The organism is Serratia inhibens (assembly GCF_003591175.1).
GTDB lineage: Bacteria > Pseudomonadota > Gammaproteobacteria > Enterobacterales > Enterobacteriaceae > Serratia > Serratia inhibens.
This window is the reverse complement of sequence record NZ_QYYG01000002.1, coordinates 285,784-307,341: the sequence shown is the minus strand read 5'-3', so window position 1 is coordinate 307,341 and position 21,558 is coordinate 285,784. Positions and strand designations below refer to the sequence as shown.

Sequence of the window (21,558 nt, the reverse complement as noted above, 5' to 3'; positions counted from 1 at the left end):
CATCAAAATGGATGTTTAGTCAGTGTAGTTATCACAGGTATTTTGACAACGTCTAATAGCGTTTTCTGGAGAGAAAAGAATGGCTAAACAACGTTTTGCTTTACTCGGTAGTGGATTCATCGGGCAGGTTCATGCTGCCAGTATTGCGCGGCATCCAGGAACGGAGCTGGCGATGGTGGCGGATATCGATCACGGCCGCGCCGAGGCGTTGGCAAGCCAATACGGCGCTCGCGCGGTGGCGGTTGCGCACGCGATTAACAGCGATGCCATTGATGCCGTTTTGATTGCCAGCGCTACGCCGTCGCATGCGGAATTGTTGGAAGCCGCAGCCCGCGCCGGCAAAGCGGTTTACTGCGAAAAACCCATTGACCTGTCTTTGTCCCGCGCCCGTGAGGTGGTGGAAAAAGTCTTGCCGTTAAACGTACCCATAACGGTGGGATTCAACCGCCGTTTCGATCAAAGCCATCAACAGTTGCGACGCCAGGTGGAACAAGGCGTGATCGGTAACCTTGAGCTGATACAGATGGTATGCCGAGCCTCTGAAATGCCGCCAGTCAGTTATCTGCGTAGTTCAGGCGGGCAGATGCGTGACCAGGCGATCCACTTCTTTGACCTGTTGCGTTTTCTCACTGCGGATGAAGTTCACACTGTCGCTGCGATGGGCGCCGCGCTGGCACTGCCGGAGATAGCCGAATTTGGCGATGTCGATACCTCCGTTCTGATGATGAGAATGAGGTCGGGAGCCTTGGCGCAACTGGATAACACTCGGCGTACCGGTCACGGCTATGACGAGCGAATTAATCTGATGGGGCCGGAAGGCGTGCTGGAGTCAGGCAGCCAGTCGCCGCAGGGCGCTACACTCTGGCGCGGTAACCAGCGCATTCAACCGGGGCTGTGGGGAGACTGGTTCAGCAGGGTGCAAGATACCTATTACAGGCATCTGGACGCCTTTGTTCGCCATCTGGCTGGTGAGTCCGTGCCCGATCTGCCGGGGCTACTGGATGGCCTGCAAGCGCAAGCCATCGCCGAAGCCGCAGTGACTTCATTGCAAACCGGGCAGTTTGTCGCTGTGGAGCAATTGGCGTAATCCTTAGGGTAGCCCCCATTGGTGGGGCTACCGGCTCAACGTTCCTCGTTGAAAACCACACCCATCTGACGTCTCACTTCATCCATGGCTTTTAACGTGGTCAGAACCTGGCTTAGCGGACGGATTGTCGAGTCATTTACCCCCTGGCCGACGCACCAGGCAAAATGTTCCGCTTGATGGAACAGCTGTGTGTAACGGGTGAGCGGCTCTTCCCAATGCAGCGTTTTTCCGCCCTGGCTGGCGGTCAATGAAAAGTGGCCCGGTGCATAGAATTGCCCATCGATGGTGAGGGTTGCATCCCGTCCCGCCACGACAGCGCCGCCCGGAGTGTTACTGAATAGCGTGGTATTCAGTACACTGTGCAGCCCGTTGTCATGGGTGAACAGCATTGAGGTTTGACCATTGATCCCGCCCGGTGCCGGCTCACCCCGCGCAATAATATCCTGGGGAGCACCGCCTATCAGGACGCTGAATGAGACCAGATAACTGCCGAGGTCCATCATTGGGCCACCGGCCAAGTCCGCGTTAAAAATACGGTGGTCGGGGGTGAAAAACTCACCGTGGTCGGCCAGTAACGTGTGTACATCGCCTAATACGCCATCTTCCAGCAATTGACGGATGACATCATATTTGGGTAGGTAATCACACCACATCGCCTCCATCGCCAGTTTGCCGTGCAACTGTGCCAGCTCTTGCAGCGCAACCCCCTCGCGGGCGTTAAGCGCGAAGGGCTTTTCGATCAGAACATGCTTGTCCGCTCTCAGTACCTGACAACCATCCGGGAAATGATGGTTATGCGGCGTAGCGACATAGATGGCATCCAGATCATCGCGAGCAAGCATGTCATTCACATCGCCATATGCCGAGGGAATACCCCAGGTTGCAGCGAAGCGATCCGCCTTTTCCTGTGAACGGGAAGCGACGGCCAGTATCCGTTGCCGGCTCTGCTCTTTCAGCGATTTCACAAAACGTTCTGCGATCCAACCGGGGCCAATAATCCCCCATCGTAGTGACGGAATGGAGGCTACTGGTTGGTTGCGAGGTGTGGGCAAGACAGAGGGAAACATGGTGGCTCCTTAATCTTTTATCACGTCAATCCAGGAATGATTAACCATTGAAGTCTCAATGGCGGACAGGATGCGTTGGTTTTCCAGACCGAAAGCGAAGTTGGGATAACAGTCGCCGTCACTGCAAATCCCCTGGACCAAATCATGTACTTCGATAACTTTCACATCGAAATAGCCCAGACCGCCGCCGCCAAAGTCGAAACCAAAGAAGCCGGAGTAGGAGGGGATTTGGCTACCGGCATACAACGTCTTGAAACCACGATCGTGCTGGTGATCGTTAAAACGGTAAACCTGCAGTTCGTTGAAGCGCTCACCGTCCATGTAAAGGGTCCCTTCAGTGCCCGAAACTTCCCAATAGACGCCAAAAATGCGCCCGGCAGCAATGCGCGATGCTTCAATCACGCCGGAGGCACCGCTGTCAAAATTCACCAGACACTGTATCTGATCGTCATTTTCCACTTCGCGCCATTCTGCGCCGCTGTCGACTTTACTGGCATAGCCGGCATCAGCCTGCGGCACCGGTCGTTTGGTCATGAAGGTTTGAGCATTGGCTGTCACCTGACGGATCCCGCCCATCAGGAATTGCGCTACGGAGAGCGTGTGTGCACCCAGATCGCCCAGAGCGCCGCTGCCACCCAGCGTTTTCGAGCAACGCCAGGACCAGGGCAGTAGGGGATCGTTGTAAAATCCCTGGTCAAAGGTGCCACGGAAACGAACGGGGGTACCTATGTCACCGCGTTCAATAATCTGTTTGGCCAACAGCGCGGCGGGCGTTTTTATGTTGTTAAAGGCCACCATGGTTTTCACTCCGGCTTGCGTAGCCGCAGTGGTCATTTCACGCGCTTGTTGCTCGTTTACTGCCAGGGGTTTTTCACAATAAACGTGCTTACCTGCCGCAATCGCCGCCATTGCCATTTCATAATGCAGATGGTTGGGGGAGGTGATATCGACGATGTCCACGTGCGGATCGTTCACCAACTCACGCCAATCGCCATAAGCCTTCTCGGCGCCAAATTTGGCGGCATTGGCCTCTGCCATCGTCTGGTTTTGATCGGCCAGCGCATAGAGATACGGACGTTTTGGTAGATTGTGATAGAACATCGCTGCGCGGCGATATGCGTCGGCATGCGCCTGCCCCATGAAACCAGAGCCAATCAGACCAATGTTTAACCGGTTGTTCATCGCGCGTCTCCTTTGAGGGGCGTATCGACAGGAAAATGTTCGCTCACCCATTTGAATGCCCGGCTGGCCGTCGCCAGCGGTGGTGCGGTCGCGGGATCCTGCTCGGCCTCTACAATTAACCAGCCTTGATAGCCGGCTGATGCGACGAAACGGATCAAAGGGGCATAGTCGATGCCGCCATCCCCCGGCACGGTAAACAACCCTGCGCGTACAGCATCATTGAAGCTGAGATCTTCGCCGTAGAGCCGCTGAAGCACGTGCGGACGCACATCTTTCAAATGAATATGGCAGATACGATGGCCGTATTTTTCCAATACCGATGCCATGTCGACCCCCGCAGCAAAGGCATGACCGGAATCAAATACCAGCCCCACGTTATCCTGTGTCTGCGCAAGAAATGCCTGCACTTCATCGTCATGTTCTACCAGCATCATCAGATGGTGGTGGTAGGCCAGTTTCAGGCCAAAATCGCGCAGCAATACGTCCGCGAAAGCATTCAGTTTGTTGCAATATGCCGTCAGGTCGATGCGGCTGAGTGCGGGTGACAACGAGATGGGTTCATCAAGAGGGGATTCGCCTGGTAGTTGGCCACATTCGCCGTAGACCATGACGTTGGCCCCCAATTGCTGCAGAAGTTGTGCGTGTGGGCGCACGGCCTCGAGTTCTTCCTCCAGGCCACGTTCGGCCAGAAAACCGCTATGCCAGCCGGAGGCGAGTTGCAGACCCGCAGCGCCAAGCAGGGGGGATAATTCATGTGCGTCGCGCGGAAATTTGCGGCCCAGTTCGATACCCTGATAGCCCGCCTGCGCTGCTTGTTGCAGGCATGTCGTCAGAGGAATATCGCCACCGAGATCGTCTAATACATCATTAGTCCAGCACAGTGGGCTAACGCCCAGTTTAAGGTGGGAAAACGCCATTGCTGCTCTCCTTGTCGTCGTGATGGCGTCACTATAATCAGCCACCTGAGGAGAGGGGTATGGGATTATTGATGGAATTCCATCAGCCTTGGTATCGGCAATTTTTACGAAAAAGGCGGCCATCATGGGCACGGCGGTTACGCGGCTTTCAATCAGCGATAAAACCCACATCTCACCCGTCGCGTAGTTTTCAACGCTCTCTTGCAAAAAATTCTTTGCAGGATAACGATCTGTCATTCATCCTTTGAAATGTTGTTTCACTTTTATCTGAGTCCATCTTGAATTTATATGCCGCCCTGCGCCAGCGTGTGGAAAAAACGCCCTGGTATGCCAAACGAAAAAGCTACCGCGTGCTGTTCTGGCGTGAGATCACGCCGCTGGCGGTACCGATCTTTATGGAAAACGCCTGCGTCTTGCTGATGGGGGTGCTAAGTACCTTCCTGGTGAGCTGGATCGGTAAGGAAGCGATGGCCGGCGTGGGGCTGGCGGACAGCTTCAATATGGTGATTATCGCTTTCTTCGCCGCAGTGGATCTGGGCACCACGGTGGTGGTGGCCTTCAGCCTCGGCAAGCGGGATCGCAAAAGAGCGCGGTCGGCGGCGCGGCAGTCGTTGGTGTTGATGACTTTGGTCGCCCTGATATTGGCGGTGGGCATCCATCTGGCGGGCGAGCAGATTATTGACGTGATCGCCGGCGCCGCCACGCCGGAGGTCAAGGCGCTGGCGCTTTCTTATCTGCAAACCACGGTGTGGAGCTATCCGGCCGCCGCCATTGCGCTGATCGGTAGCGGCGCGCTGCGCGGGGCGGGCAATACCAAGATCCCGCTGCTGATCAACGGCGGCATGAATATCCTTAACATCATCATCAGCAGCATTCTGATTTACGGCATGCTGGGCTGGCATGGGCTGGGCTTTGTCGGTGCCGGGCTGGGGCTGACCATTTCCCGCTATATCGGTGCCATCGCCATTATTTACGTGCTGATGATTGGGTTTAACCCGGCGCTGCACATCACGCTGAAAAGTTACTTTACGCCGTTAAAACTGAACATCCTCTGGGAAGTGCTGGGGATCGGCATCCCCGCCAGCATCGAATCGGTGTTGTTCAACGGCGGTAAATTGCTGACCCAGATGTTTGTCGCCGGCATGGGGACCAACGTCATTGCCGGTAATTTTATCGCCTTTTCCATCGCCTCGTTAATTAACCTGCCGGGCAACGCTTTGGGTTCTGCATCGACCATTATCGTGGGAAAACGCCTGGGAAAAGGGCAGATAGCCCAGGCGGAGCGGCAACTGCGCCACGTTTTCTGGCTGGCGACGATTGGGCTGACGGTGATCGCCTGGGGAACGGCGCCGCTGGCCGGGATGTTCGCCTCGTTTTATAGCCAACAGGACGACGTTAAAGAGGTGGTGAAAGTGCTTATCTGGCTGAACGCCGCCTTTATGCCGATCTGGGCCGCCTCCTGGGTGCTGCCCGCCGGGTTGAAAGGCGCGCGCGACGCCCGCTTTGCCATGTGGGTGTCGATGCTGGGCATGTGGGGCTGCCGTGTGGTGGCCGGTTACACGCTGGGCATTGTGCTGGGGATGGGCGTGGTCGGCGTTTGGCTCGGCATGTTTATGGATTGGGCGGTGCGCGGCGCGCTCTTCTACTGGCGTATGGTCAGTGGGCGCTGGCTGTGGAAATACCCGCGTATAAAACAGGCAGAGGTTACGGGGAAAACAATCACCCGCGCCAAGCGAACGGGGGGCTGAAGGTGACGTGCCAGGCTAGGGTGCCCGGACGTTTTCTTGCCGCCACTTGGCCGGCGATACGCCGTGTACCTGCTTGAAGGCTTTGGAAAAGTGCAGTTGGTTTTCATAACCGACCGAAATGCCCACCACCTTGATCGCCGCATGGCCATTGCTCAGCAGGCTGACGGCGATACTCATGCGAAAATTAAGCAAATACTCCTTGGGGCCGATGCCGTAGGCATTTTTGAACAGCCGGCACAGGTAGCTGCGGTTGATATTGCAGTAGGCGGCCAGGCTCTCAATCGTCAAATGTTCATGGTAGCGGTTTTCAATTTGTTTGACCGCTTTACGCAGATGCTGCGCCTTGTCATCCGGATGTGCAGCCGTGCCCTGCAGCCTGTTGCCGATCAGCGCAGAAAAGAACAGGTAACTCAGCCCGAGTACCTTCAGCCGGTGCTTATCGCCGTGGGCAACGATCTGCCGCAGGTAGCCCAGGGTGCTGGCGTTATCGTCCCGCCGAGTGGGCCGATAAATCGGGAATTGACGGCTCAGATGGCATTCTTCGAAAATCTTGCCGGCGATAAGCCCATCGACCTCCAGCCAGATATAGTGCCAGGGATCCCGTTTATCGGCGCAGTAGGTGGTCACGTCGTGCGGGTGGATCAGAAAACCTTCGCCTGCCACGACGGGAAACGAACCGTATTCGCTGTGCAGCACGCCGGTCCCGCTTATCACATAATGAAATAGATAGTGCTGGCGTACGGCGGGGCCAAAACTGTGCCCCTTATCACAATTCTCCTCCCCGTACTGGTACAGGTTCAACTCAATATTGTCGGTGCGATTGAGGGTGAAACTCTTGTGCATCCGTCATGGCCTCCGTTTTATGCCCACTGTATCAGCGTAGTTGCGGCAGAGTCGCCCGAATACGGCCAGATCCCGACCTGGCTCACACTTTTTGCGGTGCGTCATTTTTCGCCATAACAAGGTCACATTCATCCATATCTCGTACGGGCGTTGCAGAGTAATTTCAGCTTATCGACAACGGCAGCAGCGGAGAAATACGATGATTAAAGTGACATTTATGGGCGCAGGCAGCACCATCTTCGCCAAGAACGTACTCGGCGACATCATGGCGACGCCGGCATTGAAAGAAGTGGATATTGCGTTGTATGACATCGACAGCGCCCGTCTCAATGAATCTTTCGCCATGCTGAGCAATATCAACCGCAATACCAATGCGGGCAGGGCGAAAATCACCCCTTACCTTGGCGTAGAGAACCGCCGCGCGGCCTTGAAAAACGCCAATTACGTGGTGAATGCCATTCAGGTCGGTGGCTACGATCCTTGCACCATTACCGATTTCACCATTGCCCGCAAATACGGTTTGCAGCAGACGATTGCCGATACGCTGGGGATTGGCGGTATCTTCCGCGCGCTGCGCACCATTCCGGTGTTGTTTGATTTCGCCCGGGATATCGAAGCGGTCTGCCCGGATGCCTGGTTGCTTAACTATACCAACCCGATGGCGGCAATAACCGGCGCCATGCTGCGCCATACCGAAGTGAAAACGGTGGGGTTGTGCCACAGCGTTCAGGTTTGCGCCGAGACGCTGCTGAAAAGCGTGGATATGCCGACCGACGATGTGCAGTTCCACATCGCGGGCATTAATCATATGGCCTGGCTGCTGGACGTTCGCCGACACGGCGAAGACTTGTACCCGGAAATCAAGCGCCGCGCCAGTGCCTTGCAGGGCAAGCATGATGACATGGTGCGCCATGAAATCATGAAAACATTCGGCTATTACGTGACCGAATCTTCAGAGCACAATGCCGAGTACATGCCTTACTGGATCAAACGCAATTATCCGGAGCTGATTGAGCGATTCAATATTCCGCTGGACGAATACCCGCGCCGGTGTATTGAGCAGATTGAACAGTGGCAGCAACAGAAAGTGGCGCTGACCCATGACGCCAGCCTGACCCACTGCCGCACCCATGAATATGCTTCTTACATCATCGAAGCGATGGAAACCGATCGGCCCTACAAGATTGGCGGCAACGTGCTCAACACCGGTTTGATCACCAACCTGCCTGCGGAGGCCTGTGTCGAAGTGCCTTGCCTGGTGGATGGGCAGGGGATCACGCCATGCTACGTCGGCAACTTGCCGGAGCAACTGGCGGCGCTGAATCGCACCAATATCAATACCCAACTGTTGACCATCGAAGCGGCGGTCACGCACAAACGCGAGGCGATCTACCATGCGGCGCTGCTGGATCCGCACACCTCCGCCGAACTTTCGATTGATGACATCCGCAAGCTGTGCGACGAACTGATCGAAGCGCACGGCAACTGGCTTCCCGCCTACCATTAATCGCCGAATTCCCCCTATACCTCCTCAAAACGCACAAGGCGCGGGGTTTCCCGCGCCGTTAAAAATGGGATGGTGAGTCATGTTTTATTTGAAAAACAAGAACTTTTGGATCTTCGGTGCCTTCTGTTTTTTCTATTTCTTTATCATGGGCGCGGTGCTGCCGTTCTTTCCGATCTGGCTGCACGACGTCAATCATCTCGATCAGCAGCAAACCGGGCTGGTGTTCGCCAGCATGGCGTTATTCGCCCTGGTGTTCCAGCCGATTTTTGGCTTCGTCACCGACAAGTTTGGCCTGAAGAAACACCTGCTGTGGATGATTATCTTCCTGCTGCTGTTTCTGGCGCCGCTGTTTATCTATGTGTTCTCGCCGCTGCTGCAAAGCAACTTTTTGCTGGGCGCGCTGTTGTGCGGCATTTATCTCGGTTTGGTGTGCAGCGGCGGTTCGCCGGCGATTGAAGCCTATATCGAGAAGGTGAGCCGCCGCAGCCAGTTCGAATATGGCCGCGCCCGGCTGTTTGGTTGTATCGGCTGGGCGATCTGCGCCTCGATCGTCGGCTATATGTTTACCATTAACAATCAATTCGCATTTTGGCTGGCCTCCAGTTTCGCGCTGGTGCTGGCGGGGTTGCTTTATCTGTTCAAGCCGGAAGAGAACAGCACGCTGGCGGTGGCGGACGGCTTGGCGCTGAACCACAAGCCGATCAAGCTGAAAGCGGCGCTGGGGCTGTTGAAAATGCGCAAATTCTGGTGTCTGGTGATGTATATCGTCGGGGTGGCCTGCGTGTACGACGTGTTCGACCAGCAGTTCGCCAACTTCTTCACCTCGTTTTTCCGCGATCGGCATGCCGGTACCCAGGCGTTTGGCTATGTGACCACGCTGGGCGAATTTCTTAACGCGTTTATCATGTTCTTTGCGCCGTTGATCATCAACCGCATCGGCGGCAAGAATGCGCTGCTGATTGCCGGGGTGATTATGTCGGCGCGGATCATCGGTTCGTCGCAGGCAGACTCGGTGACAGCGGTGATTTTCCTCAAGACCCTGCATATGTTCGAAGTGCCGTTCCTGCTGGTGGGCATCTTCAAATACATCACCACTCAGTTTAACGTTAATCTCTCCGCGTCGATTTACCTGTGGGGCTTTTGTTTCTTCAAGCAACTGTCGGCCATCGGCATGTCCTATGCGGCGGGGATGATGTATGTCAATTACGGCTTCAAAACCTCTTACCTGATCCTTGGCTGCATCGCGTTGCTGTTTACCCTGATCTCGGCCTTTGCCCTGAGCGGCAAGGCGCGGATTGTTACCGGGCAATCCTCTGATGCCTTATCTATATCGAATGTGTAGTTTATATTTCAACGCTGGTTTCTTCATAGAGTCACTATTTTTATATACCGCATGTGGAGCATTCGTTAACCACATCAATAGACAGTTATGTAAATAAGCCAGGTTGCGAATTATTCCATACATATAAGTATAAAATCATTCAGGCTGTATTTATAGCCAAACATCTTTAAGGCTAGCGGGGGTGTTTGTTAAGTGAACAGAGTTCATGTAAAATTGCGCGCAGTGGCTGAATGCCAAACAGGAGGCGTTATGATCAAAGAAGCTAAAAAAATTGACTCTGAGAAAGCAATGGTCGCCGCGAAACGCTCCCTGGATTTCTGGGCATCCCTTGACGGTAGAAAACTTGCCAAAGTGGGTCTGACAGAAAAAGAAATGGACATAGTGGGGCCGAGGAAGAAAGCAACGTCGGCCAGAACTGCATAATTCACTGCATTCTTGTCAATGTCTAAGCTCCCAAACCAATTTATCGACCGCAGACAAAACCTTCATCGATTTCTTTTGTAGTAGGTTTTGTCACCCGTCTGAAGGCTCCCATTGGGAGCCTTTTTTATGGGGAGACGAAACGCCAACTTCAGGCGGATGTCGTTAAGGGGTCGGCAAGCCGGTACACCCTGGCATTCCAGTAGCTGTTGCCTGACTGGCTGTGAAGCTTCCAGCCGGCCGTTTTCAATTTATTGGCAATCAGGCTGTTCATTACGCCATGCCCCAACAGCAGTACCGCCCCCTGAGCCGCTGCGAGATCGGCCAGTTTGCCGCTGGCGGCCGCGGCGCGTTTTTTGGCTGACGACAAGGATTCGACATTTTTCGCGTAGCCGCACAGCCACAGAAGACGAAAAATCACCACCCAATGCAAGGGGCGCAAACGTAACAGCGGTACGGATAAAACCGGCAGTTCGGCTTCGCAGAACAGGGCGTCGCTCTCGTGGGGTTGCAGGCCCAGCAAGGCAAGTGAAGCCAAGGCCCTTGGCAGGGTACTGGCGACGACATACCGGGGTTGCGCAGACAGCGTCCTGGCGTTTTCGGGCGGCGTATCGACGATGCCCGCAAGATTGTATTGATCGATCCAGGCACGCATCTCGCGGGCGCGCTGAAGTTTGTCGGTATCGATGTTCGGCTGACCATGACGCAGTAGAATGATGTCCATTTATCGCCCTCCCTTCGGCGGCGCATTATGGCACAGCGCCGATGATGCCGGCAGCGGTTTGCACTGTCTGACGCACCGGATGCTAATCAGTTGATGCGAAGGAAGATGCGGGGGAGATGAGGGCAGTGCGAAAGGGGAATAGAGCACGCCGGATGGCGTGCTCCAGGATAGGACTCTCTTGGGCGATTATTTCTCGTCCGGCAGAGCGTAAGCGACGATGTAGTCGCCCAGCTTGGTGCCGAAGGAGCCATGCCCGCCTGCGGAAATCACCACGAACTGCTTGCCGTTAACCTCATAGGTCATTGGCGTTGCCTGTCCACCGGCCGGCAGACGCGCTTCCCACAGTTTGTCGCCGTTGGTTACGCTGAAGGCGCGCAGGTAGTTGTCCGCGGTTGCGCCAATGAAGAACACGTTACCGGCGGTAGAAACCGGCCCGCCCAACATCGGCATGCCCATCTTGAACGGCAGCGGCAACGGAGAGCTGTCGCGCACGGTACCGATGCGTTTTTTCCACACGATGTCGTTGGTTTTCAGGTCTACAGCGGAAATATAACCCCATGCCGGCTGTTTGCAAGGCAGGCCAAACGGCGACAGGAACGGGTTCAGGGTAACGCCGAACGGTACGCCATACTGTGGCTGCACGCCGGCTTCGGTGCCGCTGCCGCCTTTGTCGCCGGCTGGCGGTTCAATCGGGTTGCCCGGGCCGCGTGGGATCAGTTTGGAAACGAACGGCAGCGCGATCGGGTTGGCGATGGCGATTTGACGGTCGGTGTCGACAGACAGGCCGCCCCATTCGAACATGCCGAGGTTACCCGGGAACACCAGCGTGCCCTGCTCGGAAGGCGGGGTGAAGGTACCTTCGTAACGCAGGCTGTGGAACATCACCCGGCAGACCAGTTGGTCATAGATGGTAGCGCCCCACATATCCGCGCCGGTCAGTTTTTTCTCCGGACGGAAAGTCAGTTCGGAGAACGGCTGGGTAGGTGACAAGCGGTCGCCCTTGGCCGGGCCTTGCGGGACCGGTTTTTCTGGCGCCGGTACCACCAGCTCGCCGTTGGTGCGGTTCAGCACGAAGATATTGCCGGTTTTGGTCGGCACATAAATTACCGGAACCTTGTTGCCGCTCTTGTCGGTGATATCCGCCAGAGTAGGCTGAGCCGGCACGTCCATATCCCACAGGTCATGGTGCACGGTCTGATAGAACCAGGCCAGCTTGCCGGTGGACGCATTCAGCGCCAGCAGGCCGCTGGCATAACGCTCCATTTCCGGCGTGCGGTCGCCGCCCCAGATATCCGGGGTGGTCACACCCATCGGCAGATAGACAATGTCCAGTTTGGCGTCATAGGCGGCTGGCGCCCAGGAGTTCGGTGAGTTCGGCGTGAAATGATGCTCGTCCGCCGGGATGGCGTTCGGATCTTTGGCGCCCGGATCAAAAGCCCACAGCAGCTTGCCGCTGTTGACGTCAAACCCGCGGATCACGCCCGAAGGCTCACGGTTGGAGTAGTTATCGGTAACCGCACCGGCAACGACAATCACCTTATCGGTGATCACCGGCGGCGACGTTGGCTCATAGTGGCCTGGGGTCGCATACGGCATATTGCTTTGCAGATTCAACTCGCCGTTATTGGCGAAATCGGCGCATGGCTTGCCGGTTTCCGCATCCAGAGCAAACAGACGGCCGTCATTCACCGGCAGGATAATGCGGCGTGCGCACAGTGCCGGAGAGGCATCGGCCGTTGCACCGGCCGCTGCGGTGGTTTCATGGTAAGAGACACCACGGCAGGTGATGTGCTGGAAGGTCGGGTTGTATTTCAACTGAGGGTCGAACTTCCACTTCTCTTTACCGGTGGCGGCATCCAGCGCGAACAGTTTCTGGTGAGGCGTACACAGATAAAGCGTGTCGCGGATTTTAATCGGGGTGACTTCGTTGGTGATTTCACCCGGATCGTTGGCGGTTTTCAGGTCGCCGGTCTGGAAGGTCCAGGCTTCCTTGAGTTGGCCAACGTTTTTGTCATTGATTTGGCTCAGCGGGGAATAGCGAGTGCCTTCCTGCGTGCGGCCATAAGCCGGCCAGTCGGCGGCAGACGCGTCGGTTTCGGCTTTGACCTGCGCCGGTTCAAGAGTGCCGTGGATCTCTTGCGGATCGTTAAACACCGCATAGGCCAGAACGCCTACGGTGAACACCAGCACAAGGCTTAACGCAGCGTACGCCAGCTTGCCGTTGGCGATAAGCCGACGATAGATAAAGGGCAGCACCAGCCACAGGCCGAAGAAGAAGGTGACGTCCAGACGCGGCGTCAGCGCCCAGAAATCCGGGCCGACTTCCCACAGCGCCCAGACCGTGGTACCGAGCAGAAAAATGGCGTAGACCAACAGCGCGGTGGCGCGGCGGCGGAACAGCAACCAGGCCGTGACCAGCAAGACCGCGCCGGCGATGATGTAGTACAACGAACCGCCGAGCTTCGCCAACCAGATGCCCCCGGCCAGCAGATAGAGCCCGCTCAACACGGCGAACAGCGCCGTTATGATGACGAGCGGCGACAATGACGCTTTATTTTGCATAGTATTATCCTTACCAAAAATGAAAAGTCCCCGATTTAGAGATTAAGCCAAATCAAAAAAAACACTCGGTTTCTCCTTAAAAAACCAGGGTGACGCAACCCTGTCCCGCGTTTTTGCCTCAGGGCGTATTGCCTTCTCCAAAGGGGGCGCTGCCACAGGTGATAGCCTTGGTTGCCGCCCGGTCTTGGTTTTATCATTGGTCAACCGATCATTGTTACCGGTAACGGTGCGAGAGTATCCGGATGCTTCCCGCGGGTGTCAATGCCCCGATGTAAATGCGCTGTTACAGGAAGGAAAGGTAAAACATGTCGGGTTGTCGGATATTGGCGCAGAAACCCTGGATAGTCCCGATCCCAGGCACCACCAAACTTCATCGCCTTACCGAGAACCTGGGTGCGGCGGAGGTAGCGCTGGCGGCGGGTGAACTGAGCAGTATCGAAGAGGCGCTTACCGCCATTGAAGTGCAGGGCGCGCGTTATCCTGCGCATCTGCAAAAAAACGTCGGGCGTTGATCTCATTCCGCCTGCCACCGTTGTCGGCAGGCGGTTTACCGGCGATCAGCGCTGATAACGCAACGCCTCGACAAACAGGGCGAAGGCGGTGGTGTGCTGCTTGCGGCTGGGGTAATAGAGATAATAGCCGGGAAAAAGCGGGCACCATTCATCGAGAACACTCACTAAACGGCCATCGGCCAGCTCGTCGGTGACGGTATCCTCCGGCACAAAGGCGATGCCGAAGCCGAGCAGCGCCGCATCAATGCGTTGGCGCAGGCTGTTGAAGATCAATTGGCCCTCTACGCGCACTTTTATCTCACGGCCGTCTTTTGCAAACTCCCAGGCGTAGAGCCCGCCCATCGTGGGTAAGCGCATATTGATGCAGCGGTGGTTTTGCAACTCCTGTGGCGTGTTCGGGATGCCGAATCGCTCGAAATAAGCGGGTGAAGCGACCGGCACCATGCGCATGTCCGGCGCTATTCGTACGGCGATCATGTCTTTGGCCACCTGTTCGCCCAAACGAATACCGGCATCAAAGCGGCCGGCGACAATGTCGGTCAAGGTGTTATCGACCGTGATTTCGACATTGATGTCCGGATAGTCGGCCAGAAATGATCTCAGTATCGGCCAGAGCACCGAGTCGACGGCATGTTCCCCGGCGGTGATGCGGATGTTGCCCGCCGGCCGTTCACGCATTTCGCTTAAGGCATCCAGCTCGCTTTCGATTTCCGCAAAACGCGGGCCGATACTGTTGACCAGCCTTTCGCCGGCTTCGGTAGGGGCAACGCTGCGCGTGGTGCGGGTCAATAACCGCAGCTCGAGCCGCTCTTCCAGGCCCCTGATGGCATGGCTTAATGCCGATTGGGATACGCCGAGCTTGGCCGCCGCTTTGGTGAAGCTGCGTTCACGTGCCACGACAAGGAACGAAATCAAATCGTTAAAGTTTTCTTTTAACACGCGGCACCTTCACTCAGGCGGGGTCGATAGCGACATTCTATACGCTTGTTCGGGCCATCACACCCGTTCACTCATGAATCAAGCTCATAGGTCCTTGCGTATTTTGCTATCTAGTCCCGGTAGCGGCGCGGCGTTATCTTTCTCTTGCGCACCATCTTAACGGGAACACCCGGTGAAATTACTCTTAGCGTCTACCCTTATCTGGTCCATGTCAGCACCGGCAGCCATTGCCGAAACGGAGGAAAAAATGAAAATTCAACGCAGCGGTTCCCTGCCATCCCGACCGGGTCCCGAGGATTACTTTACCGGCAAAGTGCGGATCGATGCGCCTTTTGCCGGCACTGAACCGGCCCGCGTGGGCGGCGCCACCGTGACCTTCGAACCCGGTGCCCGCACCGCCTGGCATACCCACCCGCTGGGCCAGACGTTGATCGTCACTCAGGGGCGCGGCTGGATACAGGTGTGGGGCGATCCGATCCAGGAGATGAATCAGGGCGATATCGTTTGGATCCCCGAAGGTGTCAAGCATTGGCACGGCGCCACCCCGGAAACCGCCATGACCCACATCGCCATTGCCGAATCCCTCAACGGCAGCCCGGTTGACTGGATGGAGAAGGTCAGCGACGAGCAATACCGGCAATAGGAGCGCGGGGGATTGCCTGCGTGCTGAAGCGATAAACGCCCGTTTAACGGCGCTTAGGCATTGTCAGCTTGCTCGCAAAAACGCAGGCAATTACCGAAGGGATCGGTGAGGTTCAACTGTTTTCCCCAGTCAAGGGTTTCAACCCCCGGACGGGCGTAACGGTACTGTTTCGCCATTAGCTCCCGCTGCAGGGCATCGATATCACGGGTCGGAATAAACACCGCTGAGCCGGGCGTAGCGTCGCCGTAATGCTCGCTGAGATGCAGGGTCAGACCGGAGCGCGATATCTGGGCATAAAGCGGCAGGTCTTCGCTAAAGCGGTGCTCCCAATCCAGCGTGAAACCGAGAAAATCCAGATAAAACTCTTTGGCTTTTTCAACCGAGAAGATACGGATAATGGGAATGGCGGCGGAGAATTCCATGTGAGAGTCCTTGTAAACCCCCGGACGGGTGCTCCAAAGTAGCAGAAACGGCGGCAGATTAGCCAGCGTTCGGCCCCCTTGCGGGGGCCGGTGACAGATTCAGATATCCAGCCCGCCCAGGCACAGATATTTGATCTCGAGATAATCTTCGATGCCGTACTTCGACCCTTCGCGCCCCAGGCCGGAGCTTTTAACCCCGCCAAAGGGCGCGACTTCGGTGGAGATCAGCCCTTCATTGATGCCGACAATGCCGTATTCCAGCGCTTCGGCCACGCGCATCACCCGGCCGATATCGCGGCTGTAGAAATACGAGGCCAGGCCGAACGGCGTGTCGTTCGCCAACTCGATGGCTTCGGCTTCGTGCTCAAAACGGATCAAGGGCGCCACCGGGCCAAAGGTTTCCTCATGGAAGATTTTGGCCTGCCTCGGGACGTCGGTCAGGATGGTCGGCGTAAAGAAGTTATTGCCCAGCGCATGGGGCAGGCCGCCCAGCAGCACCGAGGCACCGCGCTTCACTGCATCGGCGATATGCTCGCTGACTTTTTCCACCGCCTCCCGGTTAATCAAGGGGCCGATAGTGACGCCCTCGTCCATGCCATTGCCTACTTTCAGCTTCGCTACTGCCGCTTTCAGCTTTTCCGCAAAAGCGTCGTAGACGCCTTCCTGCACCAGAAAACGGTTGGTACACACGCAGGTCTGGCCGGCATTACGGTATTTTGAGGCTACTGCCCCGGCGACGGCAGCGTCCAGGTCGGCATCGTCAAACACGATAAAGGGCGCATTGCCCCCCAGTTCCATGCTGGTTTTTTTGATGGTGGGCGCACACTGGGCCAGCAACTGTGCGCCCACCTCGGTGCTGCCGGTAAAGGAGAGCTTGCGTACGTCCGGGTTAGCGGTCAGTTCACCGCCGATCGCTTTGCTGGGCCCGGTAATCACGTTACAGACGCCCGCCGGTAACCCGGCGCGTTCGGCCAGCACTGCAATCGCCAGCGCCGAGAACGGGGTCTGGCTGGCGGGGCGGATCACCCCGGTGCAGCCTGCGGCCCAACCGGGGCCGGCCTTGCGGGTGATCATCGCAGCCGGGAAATTCCACGGCGTAATGGCGGCAAATACCCCGATGGGCTCTTTTTGCACGATAATGCGCCGGCCGGGCAGGTTTTGCGGAATGGTGTCGCCGTAAACGCGTTTTCCCTCTTCGGCGAACCACTCGATAAACGAAGCCGCATAGGCAATCTCACCGCGGCTTTCGGCCAGGGGTTTGCCCTGTTCTGCGGTCATGATGCGCGCCAGATCGTCCTGGTGTTCCATCATCAGTTCGAACAGGCGGCGCAGCTTGCCTGCACGCTCTTTGGCGGTCAGCGCGCGCCAGGCCGGCTGGGCTTTTTTGGCGGCGGCTATCGCCTGCGCGGTTTCTTCGGCGCCAAAGGCCGGTACCTGGCCGACCAACTCGCCGGTGGCCGGGTTATGGATCTTGATGGTCTGGCCGCCTTTGGCTTGCAGCCATTGCCCATCGATGTAGTTTGCTTCGCGAAACAGCGCGGGATCGTTGAGGGTGGCGGAGAAGGTCGTGCTCATCGGTTATCTTCCTTTTCAGAATTCCAAACACTGTGGTCTGTCCCAAATATTCCTCTTTACCCTAGCAAACTTTTTCGCATCCATTTGCTGCCATGCGCACCTTCTGTACAAAAAACACTCGTCGCCGGGACGATACTGAACTCAGTAAGCATATGACCCTTTTCGAGATAACAAAAAGGAGTGTGCAGAATGGTAAATTCAGTGAGTCGGCACCTTGCGGCCTACAGTAGCGACATGGATTTTCTCGCTTCCAGCATTGCGCTGATGGAGTGGCAGGGGCGCGAAATTGATGCCGGCAAGGTGGCCGGCAATATGTCGGAATCGCAAAGCCGTTTGTTTTTTGAGCGCTTGAGTTATTTTCGGCAGCTCTATCAGGCCGCCTCGATGGCGGAACACAGCCTATAAGTCCTTATTGAACCCGACCCCGCCAACGCGGGGTTTTTTATGACCTTTACCCTTGCCACACCCCGGTGTTCAGCGTGGCCGGGGAGTATTCCAGGTTGCGGCCTCGCCAGGGCAGAGCCTGCGGGAAGCGCCATGCACTGCGCATATCAAATCGCCAGTAACGTTCAGCCCCCTCCACCCCGTGATCGATATCCGCTTGCCAGAGGATCTGCGTTTCCCCTTGCAGATGCAAAATATCGCCGCTGTCGAAATCGATAAACAGCAGTGCCGCCCGGGGTTGGGCCAGCAGATTACCCAGCGTGTTCATATAGCGGTTGCCACGGAAGTCCGGGATCCACAGGCTGTTGTCCGCCAGATGGATAAACCCCGGTTTGCCGCCACGGTGCGACATATCCACACCGCCCTGCGCCAGCTCTGTGTGGGCGCAACTGGCGACGAAAAAGGTGTCCGCCCGGCGGATCAGCGCCTGTGCCGCAGCATCCAGCGCCGGGAGATATTCAATCGGCGCCGGCGTGCCGGCTACCGGGTAAAGCTCGCGCCGTTGGATATATTGCGGGCAGTTGCCAAAGCTTTGCCGGACCTCGATTTCAATGCGGTTCTTGTCGGTGCGGCCAATCACGCCGTTGGCCCGATTGCGCCTGCGGTTGCTGAAATCCAGCCCCAGCGCGCCAACCAGTTTGCCGCTTTGCAATGCGGCCTGCGCCGGATCGTCGTTGCGGCGCGGCGCACTGATACGCAGGTGGGTGTCATCCGGCGTGCGCAAGAAGCCGGGCGGACCGCTGAACAGCGTGGCCACTGGCCAGCCCTGATCGTCCAGCGTGGCGACGAACAGGTAAGGCAACGCGGCGAAGAACTCGCGGTGTTGCTCGGGCATGGCGGCATAAATACCAGCGCCCACGCGATCAAAACCGGCCAATGCCTGGGCACGCACTTCGTCGGGGTGGAACAGCGGCTGTGTCATCAGCGTTATCTCCCGGTGGGTTCCGGCAGCGCCGGCATGGCGAAGAAACCGGGCAACGCGGCGATGCGAGCCGCCCAACGCCGGATGGCCGGATAAGGCGCCAGCGAGATGCCGCCTTCCGGCGCTACCGCCACGTAACTGTAGCAGGCCAAATCACCGATGGTGGCGTGTTCCGTCGCCAGGAACTCACGTTCCGCCAGATGCTGTTCCATCTGCGACAGGAAGCGCGCCGCGATCGCCAGCGCAGCCTGGTAATCCTCCGGTGCAGAAAATTGGGCGATTAGCCTGCTGGAGGCTGGGCCGTAGCGCACTTCTCCGGCGGCTTTGGACAACCATACCTGCACCTGCGCCGAAGCCTGCGGCGTTTCCGGTAGCCAGTGGCTGCCCGGCGCGTAGCGTTTGGCCAGATACACCAAAATGGCGTTGCTGTCGGCGAGTGCCAAATCGCCGTCCACCAGCACCGGGATTTGGCCAAGCGGATTGAGGCGGCGGAAAGCCTCGCTCTGGCGCACGCCGGCGGGGGCTTCGATAAATTCGTAGGGCAGGTCAAGCATGCGCAGCAGTAACGCCACGCGATGAACGTGGCCGGAAAGCGGGGTACCGTACAGTTTGAGAGTTTGCATGATGAGGCTCCTGAATAATTTTTATCAGCATACTCTTGCCGACGGTGAGTGGAATCCGGCAATGTAGAAATTGATAATTTCACATTTTGGAAGAATCTATGGATCGGTTGGACGAGCTGGCTATCTTTGTGGCGGTGATTCAGCACGGCAGCCTGGCGGCGGCCGGGCGCAAACTGCGGCGTTCCGCGCCTGCGATCACCCGTGCGATTGCCTCGCTGGAGCAGCGCTTCGGCGCTCGCTTGGTGGAGCGTACTACCCGGCGGCTGGCGCCGACCGAGGCGGGTTTGCGGCTGGCGGAGCGTGCGCGCCTGCTGTTGCATGACTATGACTCGGCGGTGCTGGACACGGCGGACAGCCAGCTCTCTGGCCTGTTGCGCGTCACCTCGCCGGTGCAGTTCGGGCGCAAACACGTAGCGCCGCTGGTGATGGCGTTTCTTGACCGTTATCCGCAGATGCAAATTGAAATGGTGCTCAACGATCGCAACCTGGATTTGATCGACGAGGGGCTGGATGTGGCGGTGCGCATTGGTCATCAGCAGGATTCTTCCCGGGTGGCGCGCCGGCTGGGGCAGGTGTCGCGGGTCACGGTCGCCAGCCCGGATTATCTGGCGCGGCGCGGTGAACCGCAACACCCGTCGCAGTTGACCGATCACGATACCATTGTCGGTACCCAACGCGCGTCGCTGCGCGAATGGCGTTTTGGCCCGCAGGAAAATGGCGAGCGGGTGCGGCTGACGCCCCGGCTGTTGATCAACGAGGTGGAAACCCAACTGCTGGCGGTGCGGGCGGGCAAGGGCATCGCCCGATTATTGTCGTATCAGGTGGCGGACGATCTGGCGGCGGGCACGCTGGTGCGCTTGCTGCCGGCATATGAACCCTTGCCGATGCCGGTGCAACTGGTGGCGCAGAACGTGCAGCGCATGCCGCTGAAGGTGCGCACCTTCTGGGACTACGCCTGGCAAGAATTAAGCAGGTTGGCGCAAATTCAGCCGGTATAAACCGGCGAATCAATACCGATAAGTTTCACTGGTTAAACTTATTTGGCACAAAAATAAGATTTATTTTACCGCGCACGCATTGCTGCGGTTCCCTTCTTGACAATATTTTTGCCGATGCTAATAGTTAACGCATATCTTAAATAATATACCCGTCGCCTTTCAAGCCGCAGCGTTGTTGGCTGCACTCGCTCATCCCAGTTACTTACCTAAGTAAGCGCCTGGAAATGAGCGAGCTGGCCGCCTAGCTGCAACTTGAAATTCATAGGGTATGAATAAAGAATAATATATGAAACTTATCCCGGGAAGTTACGATAACGGTTCGACGGTAGACAATGAAGACGAGATCTTGCACTCATTTCAAACTCGCAGTCAGGCCGTTTATCAGCAAGTACGCAGCGAGCTTAATATTGCCTATGGTTATTCAGAACGGGAAGTTTTCGACTGGTTATATTCTGATGCGCCTTCTAAAGGAACATTAATATTTATTCACGGCGGTTATTGGCAATTTTGTAATAAAGACGACTTCGCTTTTATTGCCGAGGTGCCGTTGGCCCTGGGCTTTGATGTGGTGTTGCTGGAATATGCGTTGGCGCCGGTGGCGACACTGGACGATATTTGCCGGCAAATCGGCGCGGCGCTGGATGCCATTGAACTGCGGCTGGCCCCGCAAAAAAACGCGCCGATCTATTTGTGCGGCCATTCCGCTGGCGGGCATCTGGCCAGTTATTGGCAGCAGCATGCGGTTGTTGACGCGGTATTGCCCATCAGCGGTATTTTTGAGCTGGAACCGCTGTTAAGCACTTACGTAAACCGGCAATTGCAACTGACCCGGCGGCAAATCACACAGCTGAGCCCGGCGCGCCATATCCCTGAACAGCTAAAACCCACGACGCTGTTTTACGGCGCCGCCGAGCTGCCGGAACTGATGGGGCAGTCGCTTCATTATTACGCCGCATTGCGGGAGAAAAACCTGCCGGCTGAGCTGGTTGCCGTAGCGGGAGCCAATCATTACAACGTACTGGATGCGCTGTTCGCCGCTGACGGGGCGCTGATCCGCCAGTTAATCACCACGGGGACATAA

20 protein-coding genes and 1 pseudogene are annotated in these 21,558 nt (G+C 56.9%); 10 read left to right on the top strand and 11 right to left on the bottom strand.

What is annotated here, in order from left to right:
* Positions 1 to 79: 79 nt before the first annotated feature.
* Complete coding sequence (locus tag D4100_RS10495; protein ID WP_119804290.1) at positions 80 to 1,087, top strand: Gfo/Idh/MocA family oxidoreductase; 1,008 nt, start codon at positions 80 to 82, stop codon at positions 1,085 to 1,087.
* A gap of 35 nt (positions 1,088 to 1,122) precedes the next feature.
* Here the strand turns inward: D4100_RS10495 and D4100_RS10490 are convergent, their stop codons facing one another.
* From D4100_RS10490 to iolE, 3 genes are read right to left on the bottom strand one after another with little or no spacing between them, the layout of a single operon-like run.
* A complete protein-coding gene (locus D4100_RS10490) occupies positions 1,123 to 2,154 on the bottom strand; it encodes a Gfo/Idh/MocA family protein (RefSeq protein ID WP_119804289.1) in 1,032 nt (343 codons plus the stop codon).
* A 9-nt stretch (positions 2,155 to 2,163) separates the two neighbouring features.
* Entirely contained in the window at positions 2,164 to 3,336 is a 1,173-nt protein-coding gene (locus D4100_RS10485) for a Gfo/Idh/MocA family protein (RefSeq protein WP_119804288.1), read from the bottom strand.
* Entirely contained in the window at positions 3,333 to 4,253 is a 921-nt protein-coding gene (gene iolE, locus D4100_RS10480; protein WP_119804287.1) for a myo-inosose-2 dehydratase, read from the bottom strand. The genes D4100_RS10485 and iolE overlap by 4 nt, the downstream gene beginning before the upstream one ends.
* A 278-nt stretch (positions 4,254 to 4,531) precedes the next feature.
* On the opposite strand from iolE, the gene D4100_RS10475 reads away from it, so the two are divergent.
* Positions 4,532 to 6,001, top strand: coding sequence for an EmmdR/YeeO family multidrug/toxin efflux MATE transporter (locus D4100_RS10475; RefSeq protein ID WP_119804286.1), 1,470 nt, complete (start codon positions 4,532 to 4,534; stop codon positions 5,999 to 6,001).
* Positions 6,002 to 6,016: 15 nt separating this feature from the next.
* Here the strand turns inward: D4100_RS10475 and D4100_RS10470 are convergent, their stop codons facing one another.
* Positions 6,017 to 6,844, bottom strand: coding sequence for an AraC family transcriptional regulator (locus tag D4100_RS10470; RefSeq protein WP_119804285.1), 828 nt, complete (start codon positions 6,842 to 6,844; stop codon positions 6,017 to 6,019).
* A 199-nt stretch (positions 6,845 to 7,043) separates the two neighbouring features.
* On the opposite strand from D4100_RS10470, the gene melA reads away from it, so the two are divergent.
* The 3 genes from melA (at position 7,044) to D4100_RS25790 (ending at position 10,116) form a co-directional block, all read left to right on the top strand.
* Positions 7,044 to 8,351: an alpha-glucosidase/alpha-galactosidase gene (gene melA / locus D4100_RS10465; protein ID WP_119804284.1), complete on the top strand. Its 1,308-nt coding sequence runs from the start codon at positions 7,044 to 7,046 to the stop codon at positions 8,349 to 8,351.
* Between the two features lie 79 nt (positions 8,352 to 8,430).
* Positions 8,431 to 9,693, top strand: coding sequence for an MFS transporter (locus D4100_RS10460; protein WP_119804283.1), 1,263 nt, complete (start codon positions 8,431 to 8,433; stop codon positions 9,691 to 9,693).
* A 249-nt stretch (positions 9,694 to 9,942) separates the two neighbouring features.
* Positions 9,943 to 10,116: a hypothetical protein gene (locus tag D4100_RS25790; RefSeq protein ID WP_006319304.1), complete on the top strand. Its 174-nt coding sequence runs from the start codon at positions 9,943 to 9,945 to the stop codon at positions 10,114 to 10,116.
* 148 nt (positions 10,117 to 10,264) lie between these two features.
* On the opposite strand, the gene D4100_RS10455 is transcribed toward D4100_RS25790, so the two are convergent.
* Together D4100_RS10455 and D4100_RS10450 are read right to left on the bottom strand one after the other, a co-directional pair.
* Entirely contained in the window at positions 10,265 to 10,837 is a 573-nt protein-coding gene (locus tag D4100_RS10455) for a phosphoglycerate mutase (protein WP_119804282.1), read from the bottom strand.
* A gap of 186 nt (positions 10,838 to 11,023) precedes the next feature.
* Positions 11,024 to 13,399: a glucose/quinate/shikimate family membrane-bound PQQ-dependent dehydrogenase gene (locus D4100_RS10450; RefSeq protein WP_119804281.1), complete on the bottom strand. Its 2,376-nt coding sequence runs from the start codon at positions 13,397 to 13,399 to the stop codon at positions 11,024 to 11,026.
* A 320-nt stretch (positions 13,400 to 13,719) separates the two neighbouring features.
* Here D4100_RS10450 and D4100_RS10445 point away from each other — a divergent pair.
* A pseudogene (locus tag D4100_RS10445) lies at positions 13,720 to 13,911 on the top strand (aldo/keto reductase); the annotation flags it as partial.
* A gap of 45 nt (positions 13,912 to 13,956) precedes the next feature.
* Here the strand turns inward: D4100_RS10445 and D4100_RS10440 are convergent.
* The gene (locus D4100_RS10440; protein WP_119804280.1) at positions 13,957 to 14,850 is read right to left on the bottom strand and encodes a LysR family transcriptional regulator; all 894 of its coding nucleotides are present in this window, start codon (positions 14,848 to 14,850) and stop codon (positions 13,957 to 13,959) included.
* Between the two features lie 247 nt (positions 14,851 to 15,097).
* On the opposite strand from D4100_RS10440, the gene D4100_RS10435 reads away from it, so the two are divergent.
* The gene (locus tag D4100_RS10435) at positions 15,098 to 15,493 is read left to right on the top strand and encodes a (R)-mandelonitrile lyase (protein WP_006319298.1); all 396 of its coding nucleotides are present in this window, start codon (positions 15,098 to 15,100) and stop codon (positions 15,491 to 15,493) included.
* A 53-nt stretch (positions 15,494 to 15,546) separates the two neighbouring features.
* Here D4100_RS10435 and D4100_RS10430 read toward each other — a convergent pair whose 3' ends face one another.
* Entirely contained in the window at positions 15,547 to 15,915 is a 369-nt protein-coding gene (locus D4100_RS10430) for a glyoxalase superfamily protein (protein WP_006319297.1), read from the bottom strand.
* A 99-nt stretch (positions 15,916 to 16,014) separates the two neighbouring features.
* Complete coding sequence (gabD, locus tag D4100_RS10425) at positions 16,015 to 17,490, bottom strand: NADP-dependent succinate-semialdehyde dehydrogenase (protein ID WP_119804279.1); 1,476 nt, start codon at positions 17,488 to 17,490, stop codon at positions 16,015 to 16,017.
* Between the two features lie 189 nt (positions 17,491 to 17,679).
* On the opposite strand from gabD, the gene D4100_RS10420 reads away from it, so the two are divergent.
* Entirely contained in the window at positions 17,680 to 17,895 is a 216-nt protein-coding gene (locus tag D4100_RS10420; protein WP_006319295.1) for a glycogen synthase, read from the top strand.
* 46 nt (positions 17,896 to 17,941) lie between these two features.
* On the opposite strand, the gene D4100_RS10415 is transcribed toward D4100_RS10420, so the two are convergent.
* Both D4100_RS10415 and D4100_RS10410 read right to left on the bottom strand, forming a co-directional pair.
* On the bottom strand, positions 17,942 to 18,856 hold the full coding sequence (locus tag D4100_RS10415; protein WP_006319294.1) for a pyridoxamine 5'-phosphate oxidase family protein: 915 nt from the start codon (positions 18,854 to 18,856) through the stop codon (positions 17,942 to 17,944).
* A gap of 5 nt (positions 18,857 to 18,861) precedes the next feature.
* Positions 18,862 to 19,479, bottom strand: coding sequence for a glutathione S-transferase family protein (locus tag D4100_RS10410; RefSeq protein WP_006319293.1), 618 nt, complete (start codon positions 19,477 to 19,479; stop codon positions 18,862 to 18,864).
* A 98-nt stretch (positions 19,480 to 19,577) separates the two neighbouring features.
* Between D4100_RS10410 and D4100_RS10405 the strand changes: the two genes are divergently transcribed.
* Together D4100_RS10405 and D4100_RS10400 are read left to right on the top strand one after the other, a co-directional pair.
* Positions 19,578 to 20,477: a LysR family transcriptional regulator gene (locus D4100_RS10405; protein WP_119804278.1), complete on the top strand. Its 900-nt coding sequence runs from the start codon at positions 19,578 to 19,580 to the stop codon at positions 20,475 to 20,477.
* Positions 20,478 to 20,763: 286 nt separating this feature from the next.
* Entirely contained in the window at positions 20,764 to 21,558 is a 795-nt protein-coding gene (locus D4100_RS10400) for an alpha/beta hydrolase (protein WP_119804277.1), read from the top strand.

What these genes read in the sequence shown, in the direction of transcription:
- D4100_RS10495 (WP_119804290.1), top strand. Translation starts at nt 80, where the DNA reads ATGGCTAAACAACGTTTTGCTTTACTCGGTAGTGGATTCATCGGGCAG.
- D4100_RS10490 (WP_119804289.1), bottom strand. Translation starts at nt 2,154, where the DNA reads ATGTTTCCCTCTGTCTTGCCCACACCTCGCAACCAACCAGTAGCCTCC.
- D4100_RS10485 (WP_119804288.1), bottom strand. Translation starts at nt 3,336, where the DNA reads ATGAACAACCGGTTAAACATTGGTCTGATTGGCTCTGGTTTCATGGGG.
- iolE (WP_119804287.1), bottom strand. Translation starts at nt 4,253, where the DNA reads ATGGCGTTTTCCCACCTTAAACTGGGCGTTAGCCCACTGTGCTGGACT.
- D4100_RS10470 (WP_119804285.1), bottom strand. Translation starts at nt 6,844, where the DNA reads ATGCACAAGAGTTTCACCCTCAATCGCACCGACAATATTGAGTTGAAC.
- melA (WP_119804284.1), top strand. Translation starts at nt 7,044, where the DNA reads ATGATTAAAGTGACATTTATGGGCGCAGGCAGCACCATCTTCGCCAAG.
- D4100_RS10460 (WP_119804283.1), top strand. Translation starts at nt 8,431, where the DNA reads ATGTTTTATTTGAAAAACAAGAACTTTTGGATCTTCGGTGCCTTCTGT.
- D4100_RS25790 (WP_006319304.1), top strand. Translation starts at nt 9,943, where the DNA reads ATGATCAAAGAAGCTAAAAAAATTGACTCTGAGAAAGCAATGGTCGCC.
- D4100_RS10455 (WP_119804282.1), bottom strand. Translation starts at nt 10,837, where the DNA reads ATGGACATCATTCTACTGCGTCATGGTCAGCCGAACATCGATACCGAC.
- D4100_RS10450 (WP_119804281.1), bottom strand. Translation starts at nt 13,399, where the DNA reads ATGCAAAATAAAGCGTCATTGTCGCCGCTCGTCATCATAACGGCGCTG.
- D4100_RS10435 (WP_006319298.1), top strand. Translation starts at nt 15,098, where the DNA reads ATGAAAATTCAACGCAGCGGTTCCCTGCCATCCCGACCGGGTCCCGAG.
- D4100_RS10430 (WP_006319297.1), bottom strand. Translation starts at nt 15,915, where the DNA reads ATGGAATTCTCCGCCGCCATTCCCATTATCCGTATCTTCTCGGTTGAA.
- gabD (WP_119804279.1), bottom strand. Translation starts at nt 17,490, where the DNA reads ATGAGCACGACCTTCTCCGCCACCCTCAACGATCCCGCGCTGTTTCGC.
- D4100_RS10420 (WP_006319295.1), top strand. Translation starts at nt 17,680, where the DNA reads ATGGTAAATTCAGTGAGTCGGCACCTTGCGGCCTACAGTAGCGACATG.
- D4100_RS10415 (WP_006319294.1), bottom strand. Translation starts at nt 18,856, where the DNA reads ATGACACAGCCGCTGTTCCACCCCGACGAAGTGCGTGCCCAGGCATTG.
- D4100_RS10410 (WP_006319293.1), bottom strand. Translation starts at nt 19,479, where the DNA reads ATGCAAACTCTCAAACTGTACGGTACCCCGCTTTCCGGCCACGTTCAT.
- D4100_RS10405 (WP_119804278.1), top strand. Translation starts at nt 19,578, where the DNA reads ATGGATCGGTTGGACGAGCTGGCTATCTTTGTGGCGGTGATTCAGCAC.
- D4100_RS10400 (WP_119804277.1), top strand. Translation starts at nt 20,764, where the DNA reads ATGAAACTTATCCCGGGAAGTTACGATAACGGTTCGACGGTAGACAAT.